The sequence below is a fragment of the Pseudomonas bubulae genome (genome assembly GCF_037023725.1).
Classification (GTDB): Bacteria; Pseudomonadota; Gammaproteobacteria; order Pseudomonadales; family Pseudomonadaceae; genus Aquipseudomonas; species Aquipseudomonas bubulae.
In genome coordinates, this window is the sequence record NZ_CP146077.1 from 4230205 (window position 1) to 4249220 (window position 19016).

The window sequence follows — 19016 nt, forward strand, 5'->3', positions numbered from 1 at the left end:
TGCCGAACAATACGGATTGAATTCGACGCAACAATACACGAATTGTATTATTTACTTATAATACAAAAATACTTAATGTACTAATCTGCTTTAGCTGACTCGATCAACTCCTGAGACGCAGGTAAATCATGACTCCCATAACAAAAATCCCTTTCGAAACCGAGTCCGATGCCGGGCTTGAATCCATCAAGGACAGCATCGCGACCCAGCGTGCCCTCGACTATTATTTGAAACCTCCTGTTTCTCAACACGCTACGGGTAAGAAAATTTTCCAGGTCAGCGATGACGTGAGCCAAGAAGAAGCTCTGGTGCTGGCCTCGGATTACTTGCGCTGCGCAATTGCCAATGCGCAAAGCGCCAGCGAGCATCAGCAGGGCTCTCAACGGGATCTGCTGCTGAGCCTGCTGCTGCTTATGGAGCCATCCCGGCAATTGCTGGACAAGGCTATCGACATGCAACAACTGACTGCCCGCTGAAGTGAAAAGGCGCTGATTGCCTGCTGCGGGCACCAGCGCCCTGGCTATCACGCGTTCAGACGCTCCTGGGCGAGGCTGTCGGCAATGCGCGTGGTGTTCATGTCCTGCGCTTTAGCCCTTAGAAAGATCTGACGCAACGTCTCGCCAATGCCTTCAACGTGCTGGCGAACCTGCTCAGGCGTGCCACCGTTGTACTCGTAAGACACGTCAATAATGCCGCCCGCATTGATTGCGTAATCCGGTGCGTGCAAGCAACCCCGACGCCACAATTCATCGGCATGGGAAGCCTTGGCCAATTGATTGTTGGCCGCACCGGCAATCACCGGTGCACGCAGTACCTGCAAGGTTTCATCGTTGATGATGGCACCCATGGCACAGGGCGAGAACACGTCGACATCGAGCCCGTAAATATCCAGTGCACTGACCGCATGGGCACCGAGTTCGTCGACAGCACGGCGCACATTGGCCTCCTGGATATCGTGAACCCACAGCTCGGCGCCCGCCTCCTTCAGGTGCCGGGCCAGGTTGTATCCCACCTGACCCAGCCCTTGAACGGCCACCCGCAGGCCCGTCAGGTCGTGGCGCTCCAAACGCTGCAACACTGCCTCACGCAGGCCAATAAAGACCCCGAGGGCGGTAGCCGGAGACGGGTCACCACTGCGCGTGCCACCGCCCAGTTGTTCGCGGGTGCCAGCACCCACCACGTGGCGGGTGCGCTGGCCCATGAGGGCCATTTCAGCAACCCCGGTGCCGGAGTCCGCCGCCGTGATGTAGCGTCCGCCCATGCTCTCGACAAAACCACCCATTGCCTGAAACAGCGCCTCGCTCTTGTCTTTGCGCGGGTCACCAATGATCACCGCCTTGCCGCCACCCAATGGCAACCCGGCCAGCGCCGACTTGTACGTCATGCCACGGGACAGGCGCAGCACATCGTTCAAGGCTTGCTGCTCGTCGGCATAGGGCCACATGCGGCAACCGCCCAGGGCTGGCCCCAGGCGCGTGTTGTGCACCGCAATAATGGCCTTGAGGCCCGTGGCCTTGTCATGACAGAACTGGACTTGTTCGTGGTGATCGAATTCGGGGTGGGTAAAAATCGGCATTGCGTTCTCTCTCTTGTTTTTAGCCAGAATGCGAGCCAGACCTTAAAGTCAGTCTGTGACCCGTGGCAAAAGAGTGAGGGTTTTACCTAGGATTTTTCTTTCTAAATTGCAGGAATTGTTCTGCTAATCTGCATGCATCATTCAAAAACAATAAGAAAACAGATCAATTCATGCAGATAAAGTTAAGCGCCATCGACCGCAAGATCCTTCGCCTGCTTCAGCACAATGCCGACCTGTCTGCCGCCGAGGTGGCGGAACGCGTGGAATTGTCACAGTCACCCTGCTGGCGGCGTATCCACCGTCTGCAAGAGGAAGGGCTGATCGAGCGCAAGGTCGCCCTGCTCAACCCGAAAAAACTCGGCCTCAATGTAGTGGTGTTCGTCAATGTGCGGCTGTCGGGCCACGGCCGTCGCCATCTGACCGAGTTTGAAGAGGCGATTACCGATTACCCCGAAGTGATCGAGTGCTACACCATGGCCGGGGACATGGACTACCTGCTCAAGGTGGTCACCCACGATATCGACAGCTACGAACGTTTTTTGCGCGATCACTTGCTACAGAAACCACACGTACAGGAAGCCCACTCCAATATCGCCATGAGTGAGGTCAAACGCACCACGGAACTGTTACTCGATTAGGTCTGCAGGCCGCTGGATAGAGCATTGGGCCGGGGAGCGAAAAATTAATTTCGGAAAAGCGCGGGAAATAGCTTGATTTGCAAATGATAATGATTATTATTATTGCATGCAGCTGGTCGCGAGATCAGTCGATAATTCAAGGGACCTTAGGTCGGTCTTTTGAATTACCTCCTCATCAGGCTAATCACGGTTATTTGACCCGGCTTCTGGCCGGGTCTTTTTTTTGCGGCCAGTTATCTGGCTCTGCGTGCTTCAGGCTAATGAAGTCTGGTGTGCAGCCATTTTCTTGGGTGGCCGTCACGATAGGGTGATGATAGCAAAAGAACATCGAGAAACGGAAGCCTGAAGTCTAGGACTATAGCCGTAATGGCAATCTAGCACTTGAGAATCAATCGCAAAAACCCTACAATTGCGATGCGTCAAGGATGACGCCCCCCTTCGCTATTTCCTTCTTCCTCCCGCCTAAAATTCTGTATTGGCCTATCGCCATAGCACGGTACAGTAACGTCCACAATTATCAGATTTCGGGATTTGGACGATGACCGTGGCGCCCTCTTCACTTCATATCAGCAGCGACTTCGACAGCGGCAATATCCAGGTGCTGGATACCAGCAACCCGTTGCAGGTAAAACTTGCCATCAAGCCGGACACCAAGAGCCCGCATTTTCAGTGGTTCCATTTCAAGGTCGATGGCCTGACACCCGGTCACACCCACCATTTCCAATTGAGCAACGCCAGCCAGTCTTCCTACAATAAAGCGTGGGATGGCTACCAGGCAGTGGCGTCTTACGATCAAGAAAACTGGTTCAGGGTACCGAGCGATTTCGACGGCACATCCCTGAATATTCATTTTGCAGCCGAGCAACCTCAGGCCTGGTTTGCCTACTTCGAACCCTACAGCCGCGCACGTCATGATCAGTTGATCAAAAATGCCCTGCAGTGGTCAGGTTGCGAGCTGCTGGCCACCGGCAAGAGCGTTGAAGGTCGCGACATCCAGTTGTTGCGCAAAGGTAGCGGCGCCAGCCACAAGCGCAAGATCTGGATCATCGCCCAGCAACATCCCGGCGAACATATGGCCGAATGGTTTATGGAAGGCCTGTTGGAGCGTCTGGAGCAAGGCAGCGACCCGCAAATGCGCAAGCTGCTGGACTACGCCGATCTTTACCTGATTCCCAACATGAACCCTGATGGCGCCTTCCACGGGCACCTGCGGACCAATGCCAACGGTCAGGACCTGAACCGCGCCTGGCAAAACACCAGCCCGCAGGTCAGCCCCGAAGTGTTTTTTGCCCTGGAGCAGATGAGCCAGTACGGCGTCGATCTCTTCCTGGATATCCACGGCGACGAAGAAATCCCCTACGTGTTTACCGCAGGCTGCGAAGGTAACCCGGGCTACACCCAGCGCCTGGCAACTCTGGAAGAACGCTTTCGCACGCACCTCAGCGCCCTGACCAAAGATTTCCAGACCACCCACGGCTACACCCGCGACGAACCCGGGCAAGCCAATATGACCCTGGCCTGCAACAGCGTTGGCCAACGCTTCGACTGCCTGTCGCTGACCCTGGAGATGCCGTTCAAGGACAACAACGATGCGCCGGACCCGCAGACCGGCTGGGATGGCAAGCGTTCTAAGCAATTGGCCAAGGACGTGCTGACCACCCTTTCGACGATGGTCAGAGAGCTGCGTTAAAAGCTGCATAAGCAGTACCGGGCCCGACCAAGGGCCCTTTACCGCTGACTGGCCAGAGCCCAGGTGCATCACGTTTTGCGCTCATAACCCGCCGACAAATCCTCGGCCCCAAGCCGATAAATCGCTATCATGCGCGACACTTTTTGTCCTGCTTACGAGTCCCGACCCTGCATATGGATACCCTCGCTAAACTGCGCGCTGGCCAACTGGCGGGCCTCAAACGTCTTGATCTGTCGTGCGGGCTGACCGAGTTTCCGGCCGAGATATTCCAGTTGGCCGACACCCTGGAAATCCTCAACCTCAGCGGCAACGCCCTGAGCAGCCTGCCCGCTGACCTGCATCGCCTGACCCGGTTACGCATCCTGTTTTGCTCGGACAATCAATTCACCGAGCTGCCGGTTTGTCTTGGGCAGTGTGCGCAATTGAGCATGATTGGTTTCAAGGCCAACCGGATCGCCAACGTACCCGGTGCGGCACTGCCTCCTTTACTGCGCTGGCTGATCCTGACCGACAATTGCATCGAGCAACTGCCCGAAGAGCTGGGCCAGCGGCCACTGCTGCAAAAGCTGATGCTGGCAGGTAACCGCTTGCAGCAACTGCCCGCCAGTCTGGCCAAGTGCGAACGCCTGGAGCTGATCCGCCTGGCTGCCAACCAGTTCAGCGAACTGCCCGACACCCTGCTGGCCTTGCCGGGCCTGAGCTGGCTGGCGTATGCGGGCAACCCGCTGCGTGAAGATGCCAGCACCCGGCACCAGCCCGACACCACGCCAAATATTGACTGGTCGCAGCTCGAGCTTGAGCAAAAGCTGGGCGAAGGCGCCTCCGGGATCATTTATCAGGCTCAGTGGCGCGCACCGGGGCAATCCCTGCAACCGGTGGCGGTCAAACTGTACAAGGGCAGCATCACCAGTGATGGCTCGCCGCTCAATGAAATGAATGCCTGCATCGCGGCAGGCCAGCATCCAAACCTGATCAAGGTACTGGGCCGCGTCACGGGTCATCCCGACGATCAGGCCGCATTGGTGATGGAACTGATCGACCCGTCCTTTATCAATCTCGCGGCCCTGCCCAGCTTCGACACCTGTAGCCGCGACGTGTATGCCGACAGCACCCGTTTCACCCGCGACAGCGCCTTGCGCATTGCCCGCGGTATTGCCTCGGCGGCCGGCCACCTGCACGCGCAGGGCATCTGCCATGGCGACTTGTACGCGCACAATATTTTATTCAATGCCCGGGGTGACTGCCTGCTGGGCGATTTCGGTGCCGCGTGCTTCCATGCCCTGGACGACAGCCCGCAAAGCCGGGCGCTGCAACGCATCGAAGTGCGAGCGTTCGGGATTTTACTGGGCGAATTGCTGGAGCGGATCGACTCGGGCTTGAGCGATCAACAGCGCATTGAGCTGCAAGGGTTGCAACAGCGCTGTATTCAGCCAGAGGTACTGGCACGGCCGGGATTTGCCGAGGTTATACGGGCATTAGAGTAAGTCCTGTAGCAGCTGCCTTCGTTCCTCGGCAGCTGCTACGGGATAGGCTCGATGGCTTACGCCAACGCTACAAACATGTCCTGCACGTCGTCCTGCTCTTCCAGCTTGGCCAGAAACTCTTGTACTTCGGCCATTTGCTCGTCCGTCAAACCGCTTACCGGGTTCTTCGGCTGGTAGCCCAGCTTGGCTGAAACCACGGTAAAACCTTGCTCGGGCAATGCTTTCTGTACAGCGTCGAGGTCAGTCGGCTCGGTGATGAACAAGGTCGTGCCTTCTTCTTCGCCTTCTTCGAAATCCTGGGCACCGGCTTCAATCGCGGCCATTTCAGGGTCTGCGTCCGGGGTATCAGGCTTGGCCTCGATCATGCCGACATGATTGAAGTCCCACGCCACCGAACCCGAAGCGCCCAGTTGGCCCTTGCGGAAAGCCACGCGGATTTCAGCGACGGTACGGTTGATGTTGTCCGTCAGGCACTCAATGATCAGCGGCACCTGGTGGGGAGCGAAACCCTCGTAGGTAACGCGGTGGTATTGCACGGCCTCGGTGCCGATACCGGCGCCCTTGTTGATCGCGCGCTTGATGGTGTCAGCCGGCATCGAGGCTTTTTTGGCCTGCTCATAGACCAGACGCAAGTGCGAGTTCATGTCCGGGTCGGCGCCGTTGCGCGCAGCAACCGTCAATTCCTTGGCCAGCTTGCCAAAAATCTTGCCGCGGCTGTTGGCGGCGTCCGCTTTATGTTTAACCTTCCACTGTGCGCCCATTACTCACTCTCTCAATCTGGTGTGTCGCAGCCTGTCGGCCGTCGAATGGGCGCAAGTTTATACGGCAAGAAGTCGGCAATCGACCAAAAAATCCAATTGATACCTGCTTAACCCTTGTCAGCCTTGCCCGCCGCCGCGGCAAATCTGGCCAGGCGCACATCCAGATGCCGAGGCCGGCGACCATGATCTTCGGCCCGTTCCTTGCGCCGAATGGCGTTGCGCACCATCAGCGACCCCAGGTAACGAATGGGTTCGGGCGGGAAAAACCCCAACGGTCCGTTGACCAGCGGCGAGCGGGTCCAGTCGTTGGCCAGCCCCAACACCAGCGAGGTGAGAATCTGCCCGCCCATATGGCAAGGCCCCACCCCGCTGCCTGAATAACCAAAGCCATAAAACACATTGCCGTGGCTGCTCATCTGACCAAAAAACGGCAAACCGGTGACAGAGCGGTCTGAAGGACCATTCCATGTCGCCTCGATCCCAACCCCGGCAAACGCCGGAAAGAACTGCTCCAGGCTTTTGCCCAGCAGCCCGGCGTAGGGCGACGGCTGATCGAACACAGGCAGCATGCGCCCACCGTAGGCAAAGGTATTGCCACCCTTGCCCAACATGATTCGTCCGTCCGGGGTGTTGTGGTAGTAGTGCACGAATATTCTCGAATCGAGCACGGTGACACCACTGGTCAGGCCGATGTCCTGCAGCAGGTCCGGGCGCGGTTCCGTGATCAGCATATCGCTGGAGACAATCGCCACACTGCCCTCGAACTGCGGGAATGCCCGGGCCATCCAGGCATTCATCGCGAGCACCACGCGGTCAGCACGAATGCTTCCGCCAGGCGTGCGGATCAGCGCCGGCGCGCCCTCTTCCAGCCCGGTCATTGGCGTGTTTTCGTGGATTTTAACCCCCAACTGCAAGGCCACCCGACGCAAACCACGCACCAGTTTGCCAGGCTGTACGCTGGCAGCAGCGGGAGAAAACCAGCCCTCCAGATGCTGGGCAGAACCGGCCCGGCGCTGCACGTCATCAACCGCCAGCTTGCTGAACGAGTTGATGGCCTGGCGCTCCAGCGCAGCAATCACGCCATCCGTCGATCCGATCTGGGCCTGATTGGTCGCGGTGTATAACGTGCCATCGAGGCGGTAATCAGCCTCCACACCATAGCGCTCACAAAATGCACCGATTGCGTAAATGCTCTGTTCCGAGGCTTTGACCAGCCGCACGGCCTCCTCCACCCCGAACAACCGCTCAAGGGTGAAGTACTTGGCCGACCATGACAGCGCACAGCCACCGTTGCGCCCGCTGGCACCTGCGCCGCATATATCGGCTTCAATCAGCACTACATCCAGTTCAGGGCTTTGCTCCTTGAGCATGATCGCCGTCCATAACCCGGTATAACCGCCCCCCACAATGCACACCTGGGCACGGGTTTCACCCGCCAGCGCCTCGCAGGGTGCTTCATTTTCCAGGGCCAGTGCCTGTTCCAGCCAAAAAGGTCGCATGGGTCATTCTCCTGCTCAGGTGCGTAAAGGCTTGATCAGCAATGGATGATTGGGCACAAACGGGCACGCGGCTTTGAGCCCCGCAGGTCGGCTGTTCCAGTGCGGAATCAGCACCAGCGAGGAAAACAGCGCGCAGCAGGCAAATACGATAAACACCGTGACCGTGTCGAAATAACCGGGCAGCAGGCCGCCCAGAATCGCCCCGACCGAGCCGCAGCCATTGACGAACCCCGCCGCCGTGGCTCCGGCCTTGGCGGTGCCGAAATCAATGGCTGCAGCGCCGCTGATCATGGAGTCAGGCCCATACAGAGTCAGGCCCATGACAAACAGCAAGGCCACCACCAGCACCACGCTGCCGGAATGCAGTGCACCCATGAAAAACGCCAGGGAAACGGTCAGCGCCAACAGGCTCAAAATGCAGGCGGGCATGCGCCGGGCACCGAACAGCTTGTCGGAGGCCAGGCCGATCATGATCGGCCCCAGCAAACCCGCCAACTCAAAGGCCGTAGGAATAATCGCGGCGCCGACCTTGCCCACTTGCGGCATTTGCTCGAACACAATCACCGGCCCCCACAGCAGAATCGCGTAGCGTGCCGGCTTGAGCATGAAGTACGCCAGACCCAGGGTCAGCACCGTGCGATTGCGCATGATCTCGCGCAGCGGCGCCCAGATGCTGATGCGTTTTTCGGCAGCGATTTCCTCAGCACTCATGTCGGGCTCTGGCTCGACAGCGGGCAGGCCAACATCTTGCGGCGTATTGCGCTGGAAGATAAAGAACAGCACCGCCACCAGCGCCACCACCGCCGCGCTGGAAATAAACGCCGCATGCCAGCTGCCGATCAGCGTATACGCCCACCACCCGGCAAAGGGTGAGGCCACCAGCCCGCCAAAGGCGTAGCACGAACTCCACAGTCCCAGCACCCGACCACGTTGCTGCGCCGGGAAAAAGCTGCCGATGTTTTTGCACAGCCCCGACCAGCCGGTGGATTGCGCCAGACCCTGGATCAGCATGCAGGTGGCAAAGATCGGCAAGGTGGCGTAAGTGCCCATCACCAACGCCGCCAGTGCAGAGATGATCAAGCCGCCCAGCACCACAACCCGCGGGCCGAAGCGATCGGCGAGAATGCCCCAGGTAAATTGCCCTACGGCGTAGGCTGCCAGGTAGATGGCATCGAGGTTGGCCATTGCCATCTTGTCCAGATGGAAGCCGGGGTCATCAGCAATCCCCAGTTTGGCCACGGAAAAGGCTTTGCGAGTGAAGTAAAAGGCCGCGTAGGCCAGCCAGGTGATGGCAAAAATCTGCACGCGCCAGCGCTTGATGGTGGCAAAGGAGTTGTTCATGTCGGGTCTGACCTCAGAGGTGGAATGTGCCGGCAGAATCAGAAGAGAACGCCTGTTTTTTTATTGTGTTGAGCACTTCAATACCGCCCTTCAGACAAGAGCCGTATTTGACAGACACACCCTGAACGGCCCTTTTTTTGTTGGAGTTAGGGGCTGCACATCAGTGTGTCGCGACCCACCGTTATCGAGGACATAACGCCGGGCTGAGGTCGATCAAAGCAATTACTGACTAATAGGTAAAATCGATTTATCGTATTTCACTCATAAGCTCAGCTTGTAAGAGGTTTTTCAATGTCAGTTTCCCATGCGCAGTTGAAGGCCTTTCATGCCGTCGCCGTTCACGGCAGTTTCACACGGGCTGCCGAACGTCTGTTTTTAAGCCAGCCGGCCATCTCCGATCAGGTCAGAAAACTTGAAGAACGCTTCGGGGTGTTGCTGTTCCACCGCAACAAGCGCTCGGTGCGCCTTACCGACCTGGGTGAGCGGTTGCTGAGCATCACCCAGCGCCTGTTCGGGGTACAGGCCGAGGCCCAGGAGTTACTGCAGGACTCCCAGGCCCTGCAAACCGGGAGCCTGATCCTGGCCGTGGACGCCCCTGTTCATGTGTTGCCGCAAATCGCCCGCTTTTGCCAGCGCTACCCCGGGATCACGGTAAAAATCGAAACAGGCAACACCGACGAATGTCTGGCGCGGCTGTTCAACTACCAGGCAGACCTGGCCCTGCTGGGGCGCGATGTGAATGATGACCGGCTGCTGAGCGTGCCCTTGCGCAGCGACCCGATGGTGGCGTTTGTAGCACGCACGCACCCTTGGGCAAGCCGCCGTTCGATCTGCCTGGCCGACCTGGATGACACACCGCTGGTATTGCGCGAAGTCGGTTCGGTAACCCGGCAAACCCTGGAAGAAGAAATGAGCCAGGCCGGCCTGCGCATCCGCGCCGCGATCCAGGTAGAGGGTCGTGAAGCTGCGCGTGAAGCAGTGGTGGTCGGGATTGGCGTGGGGGTGGTATCGGCGGCGGAGTTTGGCTCGGACTCCCGGGTGTGCGCCCTGCCCATCATCGACTGCAAAAGGCGCCTGACCGAAACCCTGGTGTGCCTGCAGGAGCAGAGCTCACGGCGGGTAGTGGCAACGTTTCTGGAGATTGTGCGGGCAGACCTGTAACACACCATTCGTAGCAGCTGCTACGCGTGTTATTCCCGCACAAATCACACCGCCAGCTCCATAAACGCCTTGATCAACCGCAACTCGGCCCGCCGTTCCATGCAGCCGAGCATATGCAGATTGACCAGCCCCGCGCCGTTGATCGGTACCGCACGCACGCGGGGGTCATGACTGACTTCCACCGACGACACAATGCCCACACCCAACTGCGCAGCGACGGCTTCGGTCACCGCCTCCCGGCTGTCCAGTTCCAGTAATACCCGTGGATTGACTCCAGCCTGCTCACAGGCATTGTCGAAAGTGCGACGGGTAATCGAGGTTGGTTCACGCAGCACCATGATCACCTGATCCAGTTGCCCGATCGCGATGCCATCAGGCAAGGCCAGCCACGGGTGGTTGGCGGGAACCAGCGCACAAATCCGCGACTCGTTCAGCGCACGCAAGGCCAGGCCCTTGCGCGGCTCCACTTCGGTCAGCACCGCCACATCGGCATGCTCCGACAGCAACGCCGCCAGGGTTTCCTGAGCGTTGCCCAGGCGCAAATTCACGGTAACCCCCGGATAACGTGCGCGCAGGCTTGCCAGCATCGGCATCACCAGATGCGGACCATCGGCCGCCACCTCAAGTCGCCCGGTGAGCAACTGGCGGTTGGCCTCCAGCATGACCTGCGCTTCATCCACCAAACCGAACATGGCCCGGGTGATGGCCGCCAGCTTGGTGCCTTCTTCAGTCAACTCCACCCGCCGCGCCGTACGCCGCAGCAAGGTGATCTGGTAGTGCTCCTCAAGCGCCTTGATATGCCCGGTCACCGCCGGCTGGCTGATAAACAGCCGGGCCGCAGCCCGGGTAAAACTGCCCTCGCGGGCCACGGCATCAAACGCACGGAGCTGGAATAAATTCATTTATAAGCCTCACTGATGGCAGGCATAACAACAAACAATTTGATTGATATCAACACAAACTGCAATTTATGTCCTGTACCAAGTAGCCATCCCATGCTTGTGAGGAATTCAGAATGAGTACTGCCGCGCCGATCCTGCTGACCCCTGGCCCACTGACCACCTCGGCGCGTACCCGCCAGGCGATGATGGTTGACTGGGGCTCATGGGATGACAGCTTCAACCAGCTGACTGCCAGCCTGTGCCAGCAACTGCTGGCCATTATCAACGGCGCCGACAGCCATCACTGCGTGCCCCTGCAAGGCAGCGGCACCTTTGCCGTCGAAGCCGCCATCGGCACCCTGGTACCACGGGATGGCAATGTACTGGTGCTGATCAACGGTGCGTACGGCAAACGCCTGGCGAAAATCTGCGAAGTGCTGGACCGTCGCTACAGCACCTTTGAAACCGCTGAAGACGAGCCCACCACGGCGGCAGACGTCGACCGCCTGCTGCATGCAGACCCGAGCATCACCCACGTGGCGTTGATCCACTGCGAAACCAGCACCGGCATCCTTAACCCGCTGCCCGACATTGCCGCAGTGATCGCTCAGCACGGCAAACGCCTGATCATCGATGCCATGAGTTCCTTCGGTGCCCTGCCGATCGATGCCCGGCAAGTCCCTTTTGATGCATTGATCGCTGCCTCCGGCAAATGCCTCGAAGGTGTGCCCGGCATGGGCTTTGTATTCGCCCGCAAAGAAGCCCTGGGCAATGCCGCCGGTAACAGCCATTCACTGGCAATGGACCTGCACGATCAGCACGTTTACATGAGCAAAACCGGACAATGGCGCTTTACCCCGCCGACCCATGTGGTAGCCGCCCTGCACGAGGCACTGCTGCAATACAACGAAGAAGGCGGCTTGCCTGCCCGCCATCAGCGTTACGCCAACAACTGCCAGGCCCTGCTCGACGGCATGGCCAAACTGGGCATTAGCAGTTTTCTGCCCGAAGCTATCCAGGCGCCGATTATCGTCACCTTCCATGCGCCAAAAGACCCCCGCTATCAGTTCAAGGAGTTCTACGAGCGGGTCAAGGCCAAGGGTTTCATCCTGTATCCGGGCAAATTGACCCAGGTTGAGACTTTTCGTGTGGGCTGCATCGGCCACGTCAATCAGGCCGAGATGCAGGCAGCCGTAGACGCCATAGGCCAGGTGCTGCAGGAAATGGAAGTCTTCGATATTTGATGGTGCAGGAACAGGCTAGAACAACCCTATTTACTTCGTGCGGCACAGCCCGCTCTTACAGGATTAACAGACATGAGCTACACCAACCCGAGCAAGCTGCAAGCCGCCATCCTCGACTGGGCCGGCACCGTGGTCGATTTCGGCTCGTTCGCCCCAACCCAGATTTTTGTCGAAGCCTTTGCCGAGTTTGACGTGCAGGTGTCCATCGAAGAAGCTCGCGGGCCGATGGGCATGGGCAAGTGGGACCACATTCGTACCCTGTGTGATCAGCCGCAGATAACCGAGCGCTATAAAAAAGTGTTTGGCCGTGCACCGACCGACGATGACGTCACCGCGATTTATGAGCGCTTTATGCCGCTGCAGATCGAAAAGATCGCCGAGCATTCGGCCCTGATTCCCGGCGCACTGGACACCATTGCCCAACTGCGTGAGCAAGGTATCAAGATCGGTTCCTGCTCGGGCTACCCCGCGCAGGTCATGGCCAAAGTGGTTGAACTGGCCGCCACCAATGGCTATGTGGCCGACCACGTCGTGGCCACCGATGAAGTCCCTAACGGTCGCCCCTGGCCGGCCCAGGCACTGGCCAACGTGATCGCGCTGGGCATTGATGATGTGGGTGCCTGCGTCAAGATCGACGACACCGTACCGGGCATTCTTGAAGGTCGCCGCGCCGGCATGTGGACCGTGGCGCTGGTGTGCTCGGGCAACGCCCTGGGCCTGACCTGGGAACAATACAAGGCACTGGCCCCGGCAACCCTGGACAGCGAACGCAACCGCATTCACGCCCTGTTCGCCGGCTCTCGCCCCCACTATCTAATCGACACCATCAGCGACCTGCCCGCAGTGATTAGCGATATCAACCAGCGCCTGGCCAAGGGCGAGATGCCGCAGAGCAGCTGATAGCTACAGGTTGATAGCTGCAAGCTGCAAGTTTCTGACTTGCGGCTTGCGACTGCTGTAGTCCTAGCGCTCTACCCACCCGGCAAACTGATCGATAAATTTCTGCAAAAACGGTCGGGTTTTATCCGACAGTTTACCGGATGCATCAAACGCATCACCGGCTCCTCCCAGATAGGCCTCAGGCTGCTGCATGCACGGCACATCGAGAAACACCAGCGACTGGCGCAAGTGATGGTTAGCCCCAAAGCCACCAATGGCCCCAGGCGAAACGCTGATCACCGCGCCCGGCTTGCCACTGAACACACTCTGCCCATAGGGTCGCGAACCGACATCAATGGCGTTTTTCAACACGCCTGGCACCGAGCGGTTGTACTCGGGGGTCACAAACAGGATGGCATCGGCCGGGCGGATCTGATCGCGAAAAACCGTGTATGGCGCAGGTGGCGACGCACCATCAATGTCTTCGTTGTAAAGCGCCAGCTCACCGATTTCGACAATAAACAGTTTCAGGCTTGGCGGAGCCAACTCTGCCAGAGCCTGAGCCACTTTTCGATTGAGGGAATCCTTCCTCAAACTGCCAACCAACACTGCAACGCTGTAGACCTTGCTCATGGAAAACCCCGAGTCAGTAGCTGTAGGAAGAGTAGTTATAGATGATCGGACGGCTTTCTTGCACCCCAGTTCACCCTATCGGCCTGCAAGCCTGTAAAGTAGGGGGACTATTTTTTTCACATGGTTAAACTTCCCCTGCTGAACAACGGTCTACAGAACCGCAAATTGGGTGTTTATCTCCAGAGGTTCTCTACAAATGGCGGCAGTTCTCGTTGGACAATTTCATGCAAGAGATGCGGAAGGTCGCGTCTATTCCGTGCATGAGTTTGAAGATTCACAAGCAACCGGCGATCAACCCGTAATGACCTACAAACTGGCCATTGGCGATCGTGTCAAAAAGAACGATGACAACAACTTCGAGCTGGTGCAGTCGGGTGTCATCCTGGTTCGCGACCCGTCGCCCGTCGTCGCAGCCTGACCTGCCACTCAGGGCGTACAGGTTGAAGTCAAAGGATGAGAGACGGATCAGGCTTCGCAACGCTGAAACCTCATCTGCCGGGCACTGGTGTCCGGCCTCATGATTACGATCCTTTTTGACGACAACAGACGCCGTCAAAAAGGATCAGTATTTGCGAGACAGGACACCAGTATGCGTCTACGCCACATCGAAGTGATTCAAGCCATCTTGCAAACCGGCAACCTCGGCCATGCTGCCGAATTGCTGCAATTGCCCACGGCCACCCTCAACGCAACGCTGCAGGAAGCCGAACAGCAATTGGGCTTTATGCTGTTTGCCAGTATTCGCGGGAGGCTGCAAGCCACCCGCGACACCCTTGTGCTGCAACCCCTTATCAATCAGCTGTACCAGGCACTTGAGCCTCTGCGCCAGCTGGGCAACGAGCTGCGCCAGCATCAGGAACCGGCCTTGCGCATAGCCTGCAGCGAAACCCTGGCCCAACCGCTGCTGCCTCATTGCATAGGCGCTCTCAGACGGCGCTTTCCCGATACCCCGACAACCTTGAGCAGCCAGCCTTGCGCCGAAATTGTGCGCCGTCTGTTAATGGACGAATGCGATCTGGGCTTGAGCCTGCAGCAATCGGAGCAATCCGGGATCGAATCTCAGCCACTGGTTCAAGGCAAGGTGCAGTTTCTGGCGCCTCATGGCTGGTTGTCACCCAAGCACAAATACATCGCACTGCAAGAGCTGGCGGGACAGGCAATGATCGGCCTGCATCAGCACGACCCGTTGAGCCGCCTGCTCGACAGCAAGCTGCAAGCCTTGCGTCCGGCACCGGTGGTGCAGATTCAGGTGCAGAGTTACCAGATGATGCGCAGCATGGTCGAAGCGGGAGAAGGACTGGCGCTGGTCGACCCGTTCACGGCAGTGGGTGCCAGGGCAAGCGGGCTGGATGTGTGCCCGATCTCACCGGCGATCCCGGTGACGCTCTATGCGCTTACACGCAAAGGCACCCGGCACGGGCTGGCACTGGATGCCTTGCTGGAGATTGTGCGGCAAAAGGCCGAGGCATTGCTGGCGGATCAGGGCTTGGTGGTGCTTTAAAACACGATCCCTGTAGCAGCCGCCGAACGCAGCCTCGCAGAGCCCGACAACTGCTACAGATCCCTGCGCTCAAATATCAAATACCAGAAAATAGCCACTTCACGGGTCTGCGGGTCAATACCGCGATAGCGCAAATCATCGATGCCCCCTACCTGATAACCGCAACGCTCATACAACCGGCAGGCGCCCAGGTTGTTGTTCTGGGTCTCGAGCATGATCCCCGGCAGGTTTTTTTTATGGCTCCAGAACCTCACCACTTCCAGCAATGACCTGGCCACACCGTGGCGACGGGCGCCCGCGATAACGGCCAGTTCATCGACATGGGCAAAGCCGTTCCAGTGGGTGCTTACCACCACATGCCCCACGGGCTGGTTGTCCAGGTACGCCATAAAGATGTCGCTGCCCTTGCCACCGCGGTAGCTGGCGAACTCATCCGGGTCGATGCCGTAGCACTTGCGATAGGGCGTAATCAGCTCCAGCGGCCAGTGCTCGACCTTTTTATACCGGTCGGCACGGGCATAGGCACGAACTTCAAAGCTGAAATCGTTGCACCAGACATAGGGCGCAAAACCCTCGTCGGCCAGGCGTACCGAGACTTGAGGGTCTTGGGGGTTGATAACCAGATGCATGAAAAATCCTTCTTTCCTGTCGTCGACGCTGACAATAAGCGGCAGCGGCAGTCAGGTAGGCGCCAGGTTACTGCAGCGTCTGCCCTTTCGCGTCGAGGAGTTGCGCCCACAACGACGGGCCGCCAGCCGATTTGGCAATGGCTTCAAGTCGAGCCGCATGCTCGGTCAAGTCGCTTTCACTTGCACGAATAATCCGGCCCGGTTGACGGTCCGCCGACAGGCGGCGAATTTCGCTGGCCTGATTGCCCGACCCCTCACCCGAGCCATTACCGTCAGAAGCATTCCCGGCCAACGACAGGCTGGTCTGGCCACCGGTCATGGTCAGGTAAACGTCGGCCAGGATCTCGGAGTCGAGCAAGGCGCCGTGCAGCTCACGGCCCGAGTTGTCGACACCATAGCGTTTGCACAGCGCATCGAGGCTGTTGCGCTGGCCCGGGTGACGGGCCCGTGCCATGGCCAGGGTATCGAGGATGGTGCAGTGCTGAGTCAGGTCGGCGCGATCGGTCTGGCCGATCAGGGCAAACTCGTTGTTGAGGAAGCCCACGTCAAACGCAGCGTTATGAATAATCAGCTGTGCGCCCTTGATGAATTCGAAAAACTCATCGGCGACTTCAGCAAAACGCGGCTTGCCCACCAGGAATTCATTGGTAATGCCGTGGACGCCAATGGCGCCTTCGTCACTTTCACGGTCGGGTTGCAGATACACGTGAAAATGGCGACCGGTCAAACGGCGCCCCATCAACTCGACGCAACCGATCTCGATCACCCGGTGGCCGTCGGTGACCGGCATACCGGTGGTTTCGGTATCGAGTACAACACTACGCATGCTTGATTCCCCGTACCTGATCGACCCCACGATTGGCCAACTGGTCGGCGCGCTCGTTGCCGGGATGGCCGATGTGACCGCGTACCCACTGCCATTTCACGGTGTGACGACTGACCTGCTCATCGAGCAGCTTCCACAGGTCGGCATTTTTTACCGGCTCCTTGGAGGCGGTTTTCCAGCCGCGTTTTTTCCAGTTGACCATCCACTCGGTGATGCCTTTCATCACATACTGCGAGTCAGTCACCAGCAGCACCTCACACGGACGCTTGAGCTCTTCAAGCCCGCGAATGGCGGCCATCAGTTCCATGCGGTTGTTGGTGGTATTGGCCTCGCCACCCCAGAGCTCTTTCTCGACACCCTGGCAGATCAGCAAGGCACCCCAGCCACCCGGGCCAGGATTGCCCTTGCAGGCACCATCGGTGAACATTTCAACGCTATCAATCATTGCAAACTATCCAGGTAAGGCTGCTTATGGCCTGACCATCAGCAATGGCCAGCACCTGAGCCGGGCAAACCCGGCCCAACATAAATTTAGGAGTCTGTGTGGCGCCGATTGACCTTGGCCATCTGCAAGGGAATCAGCTTGCCCATCGGTTCCCGGCGCATCGGGTTGACAGGGCGCAAGCCCACCACCATTTTGCGAGCAACCAATACATAGAAGCCGCCACCTGCCAATTGCCAGCTACCGGCCTTGCGTTCCCAGCCGGACAAGCGGCTTTGCCACACTTTGGAAGCAAGCGGCGGACGATAGCACCCGAAGCGGCGTTTCTCCAGCGCAAAGCCCAGCAGGTTCAGCCAGTCGGCGACCCGTGAAGGTGAGATACAGCGTGCCTTGCGCAGGGCATCCTTGGCGAAGACATGGCGCAAGCCCCAGCTGCTCCAGGGGTTGATCCCGACAATCAGCAGGTGCCCGCCAGGGCGTACGCTGCTGGCCGCTTCGCGCAACAGACCGTGGGGCGACAGACAGAAATCCAGCCCGTGCTGCAGCACCACCACGTCGGCAGCGTGCTCGCACAATGGCCAGGCCTGTTCTTCGCAGATGATTTCAACACCCGGTAATGGCGCGCCCAGGCGTACGTTGCGCTGAACCTGCGGGGCCTTGGGCGGGGTGTCGGCAGCAGGGCCGTAATGCACCAGATAGCCGCCGAAAAAGCGTCCCAGCTCGTCCTCAAGCACCCGTTGCTCATCTTCGAGCAACAACTGCCCATGGGGGCCAGACAGCCACTCACGCGCCGAACTGATCAGTGCCAGCCACTCAGGATCAGCCTGAGCCAATGCTTTATCGGTCATTGCTCCTCCAACTCGCCCTTTATCTGTCGCAAGCCCTGACGACGCGACTCGCAATAAAACGTCAACAGCCCCTAAGATGCGCCATTGTTTCACACTTGGGAATTGCACCATGTTACAGATCGACGCCCTGCCCGCCTTCAACGACAACTACATCTGGTTGTTACAGGACACTACCCAAAAGCGCTGCGCCGTGGTCGACCCGGGTGATGCCGCGCCTGTTCTGGAGTGGCTGGCCAGGCACCCGGACTGGGTCCTCAGCGACATTCTGATCACCCATCACCATTTCGATCATGTAGGCGGTGTCGCGCAACTTCACGCACACACTAACGCGAAGGTCTGGGGGCCGGCGCTTGAGACCATACCGGCCCGACAAGTGGCACTCAACGACGGCGACCGCATCGAGGTACTGGGCCTGGAGTTCCAGATCCTGCTGGTACCCGGCCATACGCTTGGGCATATCGCCTACTATCACCAAGACCCGACAGCGCCCCTGCTGTTCTGTGGCGACACCCTGTTCGCCGCGGGTTGCGGCCGACTGTTCGAGGGCACCCCGGAACAGATGCATCACTCCCTGACTCGCCTGGCCGCGCTGCCCGCCCACACCGGCGTGTACTGCACCCACGAATACACCTTGAGCAACCTGCGCTTCGCCCAGGCCGTGGAACCGAACAACCCGGATATTGCCGCGCGTGTAGCGCAAGTCACGCAGTGGCGGGCTGAAGGTCGTATCAGCTTGCCATCATCTATGGCACTGGAACTACGCACAAATCCCTTTCTGCGAGTCCACGAAACATCTGTTAAAGAAAAAGCTGACGAGTGGAACTCCCGCGACAACGACTCGCCCAGTGCGGTCTTTGCCAGCCTGCGCAGCTGGAAAGACAGGTTCTAAAACCGGCCGCGGTCAGAACAAAAATTCTCAACAGTTGACCGCGCCCCCCCTGCTTTCTAGAATCCCCCGACATTTTTTCCTGACTTTTTTCAAA

20 protein-coding genes are annotated in these 19016 nt (G+C 58.6%); 10 read left to right on the forward strand and 10 right to left on the reverse strand.

Annotated features, from left to right (window positions below):
* Positions 1 to 128: 128 nt before the first annotated feature.
* Positions 129 to 476 carry a DUF6124 family protein gene (locus V6L81_RS19445; protein WP_095001682.1) on the forward strand — a complete coding sequence of 116 codons (348 nt, stop codon included), beginning with the start codon at positions 129 to 131 and terminating at the stop codon, positions 474 to 476.
* 47 nt (positions 477 to 523) lie between these two features.
* Here V6L81_RS19445 and V6L81_RS19450 read toward each other — a convergent pair whose 3' ends face one another.
* Positions 524 to 1576, reverse strand: a complete 1053-nt coding sequence (locus V6L81_RS19450) for a Glu/Leu/Phe/Val dehydrogenase dimerization domain-containing protein (protein WP_338660273.1) — start codon at positions 1574 to 1576, stop codon at positions 524 to 526.
* A gap of 170 nt (positions 1577 to 1746) precedes the next feature.
* Here V6L81_RS19450 and V6L81_RS19455 point away from each other — a divergent pair, with 170 nt between their 5' ends.
* From V6L81_RS19455 to V6L81_RS19465, 3 genes are all read left to right on the forward strand, one after another.
* Positions 1747 to 2214, forward strand: coding sequence for an Lrp/AsnC family transcriptional regulator (locus V6L81_RS19455; RefSeq protein WP_095001684.1), 468 nt, complete (start codon positions 1747 to 1749; stop codon positions 2212 to 2214).
* Positions 2215 to 2752: 538 nt separating this feature from the next.
* Positions 2753 to 3904, forward strand: coding sequence for a M14-type cytosolic carboxypeptidase (locus tag V6L81_RS19460; protein ID WP_095001685.1), 1152 nt, complete (start codon positions 2753 to 2755; stop codon positions 3902 to 3904).
* Positions 3905 to 4077: 173 nt separating this feature from the next.
* Positions 4078 to 5388, forward strand: a complete 1311-nt coding sequence (locus tag V6L81_RS19465; protein WP_138738448.1) for a protein kinase — start codon at positions 4078 to 4080, stop codon at positions 5386 to 5388.
* Positions 5389 to 5444: 56 nt separating this feature from the next.
* On the opposite strand, the gene V6L81_RS19470 is transcribed toward V6L81_RS19465, so the two are convergent.
* From V6L81_RS19470 to V6L81_RS19480, 3 genes are all read right to left on the reverse strand, one after another.
* A complete protein-coding gene (locus V6L81_RS19470) occupies positions 5445 to 6149 on the reverse strand; it encodes a YebC/PmpR family DNA-binding transcriptional regulator (protein ID WP_016782338.1) in 705 nt (234 codons plus the stop codon).
* Between the two features lie 107 nt (positions 6150 to 6256).
* Positions 6257 to 7648 (reverse strand): FAD-dependent oxidoreductase, encoded by a 1392-nt coding sequence (locus V6L81_RS19475; protein WP_338660274.1) that lies wholly within the window; start codon positions 7646 to 7648, stop codon positions 6257 to 6259.
* Positions 7649 to 7663: 15 nt separating this feature from the next.
* Positions 7664 to 8989 (reverse strand): MFS transporter, encoded by a 1326-nt coding sequence (locus tag V6L81_RS19480; RefSeq protein ID WP_095025489.1) that lies wholly within the window; start codon positions 8987 to 8989, stop codon positions 7664 to 7666.
* A 291-nt stretch (positions 8990 to 9280) separates the two neighbouring features.
* On the opposite strand from V6L81_RS19480, the gene V6L81_RS19485 reads away from it, so the two are divergent.
* Entirely contained in the window at positions 9281 to 10150 is an 870-nt protein-coding gene (locus V6L81_RS19485; protein WP_095001689.1) for a LysR substrate-binding domain-containing protein, read from the forward strand.
* A 44-nt stretch (positions 10151 to 10194) separates the two neighbouring features.
* Here V6L81_RS19485 and V6L81_RS19490 read toward each other — a convergent pair whose 3' ends face one another.
* On the reverse strand, positions 10195 to 11052 hold the full coding sequence (locus V6L81_RS19490; protein ID WP_095001690.1) for a LysR substrate-binding domain-containing protein: 858 nt from the start codon (positions 11050 to 11052) through the stop codon (positions 10195 to 10197).
* Positions 11053 to 11165: 113 nt separating this feature from the next.
* On the opposite strand from V6L81_RS19490, the gene V6L81_RS19495 reads away from it, so the two are divergent.
* Complete coding sequence (locus tag V6L81_RS19495; protein WP_095001691.1) at positions 11166 to 12275, forward strand: 2-aminoethylphosphonate--pyruvate transaminase; 1110 nt, start codon at positions 11166 to 11168, stop codon at positions 12273 to 12275.
* Between the two features lie 72 nt (positions 12276 to 12347).
* Positions 12348 to 13175 (forward strand): phosphonoacetaldehyde hydrolase, encoded by an 828-nt coding sequence (phnX, locus tag V6L81_RS19500; RefSeq protein ID WP_095025490.1) that lies wholly within the window; start codon positions 12348 to 12350, stop codon positions 13173 to 13175.
* A 63-nt stretch (positions 13176 to 13238) separates the two neighbouring features.
* Here phnX and V6L81_RS19505 read toward each other — a convergent pair whose 3' ends face one another.
* The gene (locus tag V6L81_RS19505; protein ID WP_095001693.1) at positions 13239 to 13787 is read right to left on the reverse strand and encodes an NADPH-dependent FMN reductase; all 549 of its coding nucleotides are present in this window, start codon (positions 13785 to 13787) and stop codon (positions 13239 to 13241) included.
* A 196-nt stretch (positions 13788 to 13983) separates the two neighbouring features.
* On the opposite strand from V6L81_RS19505, the gene V6L81_RS19510 reads away from it, so the two are divergent.
* Together V6L81_RS19510 and V6L81_RS19515 are read left to right on the forward strand one after the other, a co-directional pair.
* Positions 13984 to 14205, forward strand: a complete 222-nt coding sequence (locus tag V6L81_RS19510; RefSeq protein WP_095001694.1) for a hypothetical protein — start codon at positions 13984 to 13986, stop codon at positions 14203 to 14205.
* A gap of 171 nt (positions 14206 to 14376) precedes the next feature.
* Entirely contained in the window at positions 14377 to 15288 is a 912-nt protein-coding gene (locus tag V6L81_RS19515) for a LysR substrate-binding domain-containing protein (RefSeq protein ID WP_095001695.1), read from the forward strand.
* Between the two features lie 53 nt (positions 15289 to 15341).
* Here the strand turns inward: V6L81_RS19515 and V6L81_RS19520 are convergent, their stop codons facing one another.
* From V6L81_RS19520 to V6L81_RS19535, 4 genes are all read right to left on the reverse strand, one after another.
* A complete protein-coding gene (locus tag V6L81_RS19520; protein ID WP_095019315.1) occupies positions 15342 to 15917 on the reverse strand; it encodes a GNAT family N-acetyltransferase in 576 nt (191 codons plus the stop codon).
* A 67-nt stretch (positions 15918 to 15984) separates the two neighbouring features.
* A complete protein-coding gene (dnaQ, locus tag V6L81_RS19525; RefSeq protein ID WP_095001697.1) occupies positions 15985 to 16743 on the reverse strand; it encodes a DNA polymerase III subunit epsilon in 759 nt (252 codons plus the stop codon).
* Entirely contained in the window at positions 16736 to 17188 is a 453-nt protein-coding gene (rnhA, locus tag V6L81_RS19530; RefSeq protein WP_095001698.1) for a ribonuclease HI, read from the reverse strand. Before rnhA ends, dnaQ begins: the two co-directional genes overlap by 8 nt.
* An 86-nt stretch (positions 17189 to 17274) precedes the next feature.
* Positions 17275 to 18033, reverse strand: a complete 759-nt coding sequence (locus V6L81_RS19535) for a class I SAM-dependent methyltransferase (RefSeq protein ID WP_095001699.1) — start codon at positions 18031 to 18033, stop codon at positions 17275 to 17277.
* A gap of 109 nt (positions 18034 to 18142) precedes the next feature.
* Between V6L81_RS19535 and gloB the strand changes: the two genes are divergently transcribed.
* Positions 18143 to 18922 carry a hydroxyacylglutathione hydrolase gene (gene gloB, locus V6L81_RS19540; RefSeq protein WP_095019317.1) on the forward strand — a complete coding sequence of 260 codons (780 nt, stop codon included), beginning with the start codon at positions 18143 to 18145 and terminating at the stop codon, positions 18920 to 18922.
* The last annotated feature ends 94 nt before the right edge of the window (positions 18923 to 19016 follow it).

Bases quoted from the DNA above. Each gene is read 5' to 3' on its own strand.
- V6L81_RS19495 (WP_095001691.1), top strand. From the start codon at position 11,166: ATGAGTACTGCCGCGCCGATCCTGCTGACCCCTGGCCCACTGACCACC.
- V6L81_RS19535 (WP_095001699.1), bottom strand. From the start codon at position 18,033: ATGACCGATAAAGCATTGGCTCAGGCTGATCCTGAGTGGCTGGCACTG.
- dnaQ (WP_095001697.1), bottom strand. From the start codon at position 16,743: ATGCGTAGTGTTGTACTCGATACCGAAACCACCGGTATGCCGGTCACC.
- V6L81_RS19485 (WP_095001689.1), top strand. From the start codon at position 9,281: ATGTCAGTTTCCCATGCGCAGTTGAAGGCCTTTCATGCCGTCGCCGTT.
- V6L81_RS19480 (WP_095025489.1), bottom strand. From the start codon at position 8,989: ATGAACAACTCCTTTGCCACCATCAAGCGCTGGCGCGTGCAGATTTTT.
- rnhA (WP_095001698.1), bottom strand. From the start codon at position 17,188: ATGATTGATAGCGTTGAAATGTTCACCGATGGTGCCTGCAAGGGCAAT.
- V6L81_RS19470 (WP_016782338.1), bottom strand. From the start codon at position 6,149: ATGGGCGCACAGTGGAAGGTTAAACATAAAGCGGACGCCGCCAACAGC.
- V6L81_RS19515 (WP_095001695.1), top strand. From the start codon at position 14,377: ATGCGTCTACGCCACATCGAAGTGATTCAAGCCATCTTGCAAACCGGC.
- V6L81_RS19520 (WP_095019315.1), bottom strand. From the start codon at position 15,917: ATGCATCTGGTTATCAACCCCCAAGACCCTCAAGTCTCGGTACGCCTG.
- V6L81_RS19490 (WP_095001690.1), bottom strand. From the start codon at position 11,052: ATGAATTTATTCCAGCTCCGTGCGTTTGATGCCGTGGCCCGCGAGGGC.
- V6L81_RS19460 (WP_095001685.1), top strand. From the start codon at position 2,753: ATGACCGTGGCGCCCTCTTCACTTCATATCAGCAGCGACTTCGACAGC.
- gloB (WP_095019317.1), top strand. From the start codon at position 18,143: ATGTTACAGATCGACGCCCTGCCCGCCTTCAACGACAACTACATCTGG.
- V6L81_RS19455 (WP_095001684.1), top strand. From the start codon at position 1,747: ATGCAGATAAAGTTAAGCGCCATCGACCGCAAGATCCTTCGCCTGCTT.
- phnX (WP_095025490.1), top strand. From the start codon at position 12,348: ATGAGCTACACCAACCCGAGCAAGCTGCAAGCCGCCATCCTCGACTGG.
- V6L81_RS19450 (WP_338660273.1), bottom strand. From the start codon at position 1,576: ATGCCGATTTTTACCCACCCCGAATTCGATCACCACGAACAAGTCCAG.
- V6L81_RS19445 (WP_095001682.1), top strand. From the start codon at position 129: ATGACTCCCATAACAAAAATCCCTTTCGAAACCGAGTCCGATGCCGGG.
- V6L81_RS19475 (WP_338660274.1), bottom strand. From the start codon at position 7,648: ATGCGACCTTTTTGGCTGGAACAGGCACTGGCCCTGGAAAATGAAGCA.
- V6L81_RS19465 (WP_138738448.1), top strand. From the start codon at position 4,078: ATGGATACCCTCGCTAAACTGCGCGCTGGCCAACTGGCGGGCCTCAAA.
- V6L81_RS19510 (WP_095001694.1), top strand. From the start codon at position 13,984: ATGGCGGCAGTTCTCGTTGGACAATTTCATGCAAGAGATGCGGAAGGT.
- V6L81_RS19505 (WP_095001693.1), bottom strand. From the start codon at position 13,787: ATGAGCAAGGTCTACAGCGTTGCAGTGTTGGTTGGCAGTTTGAGGAAG.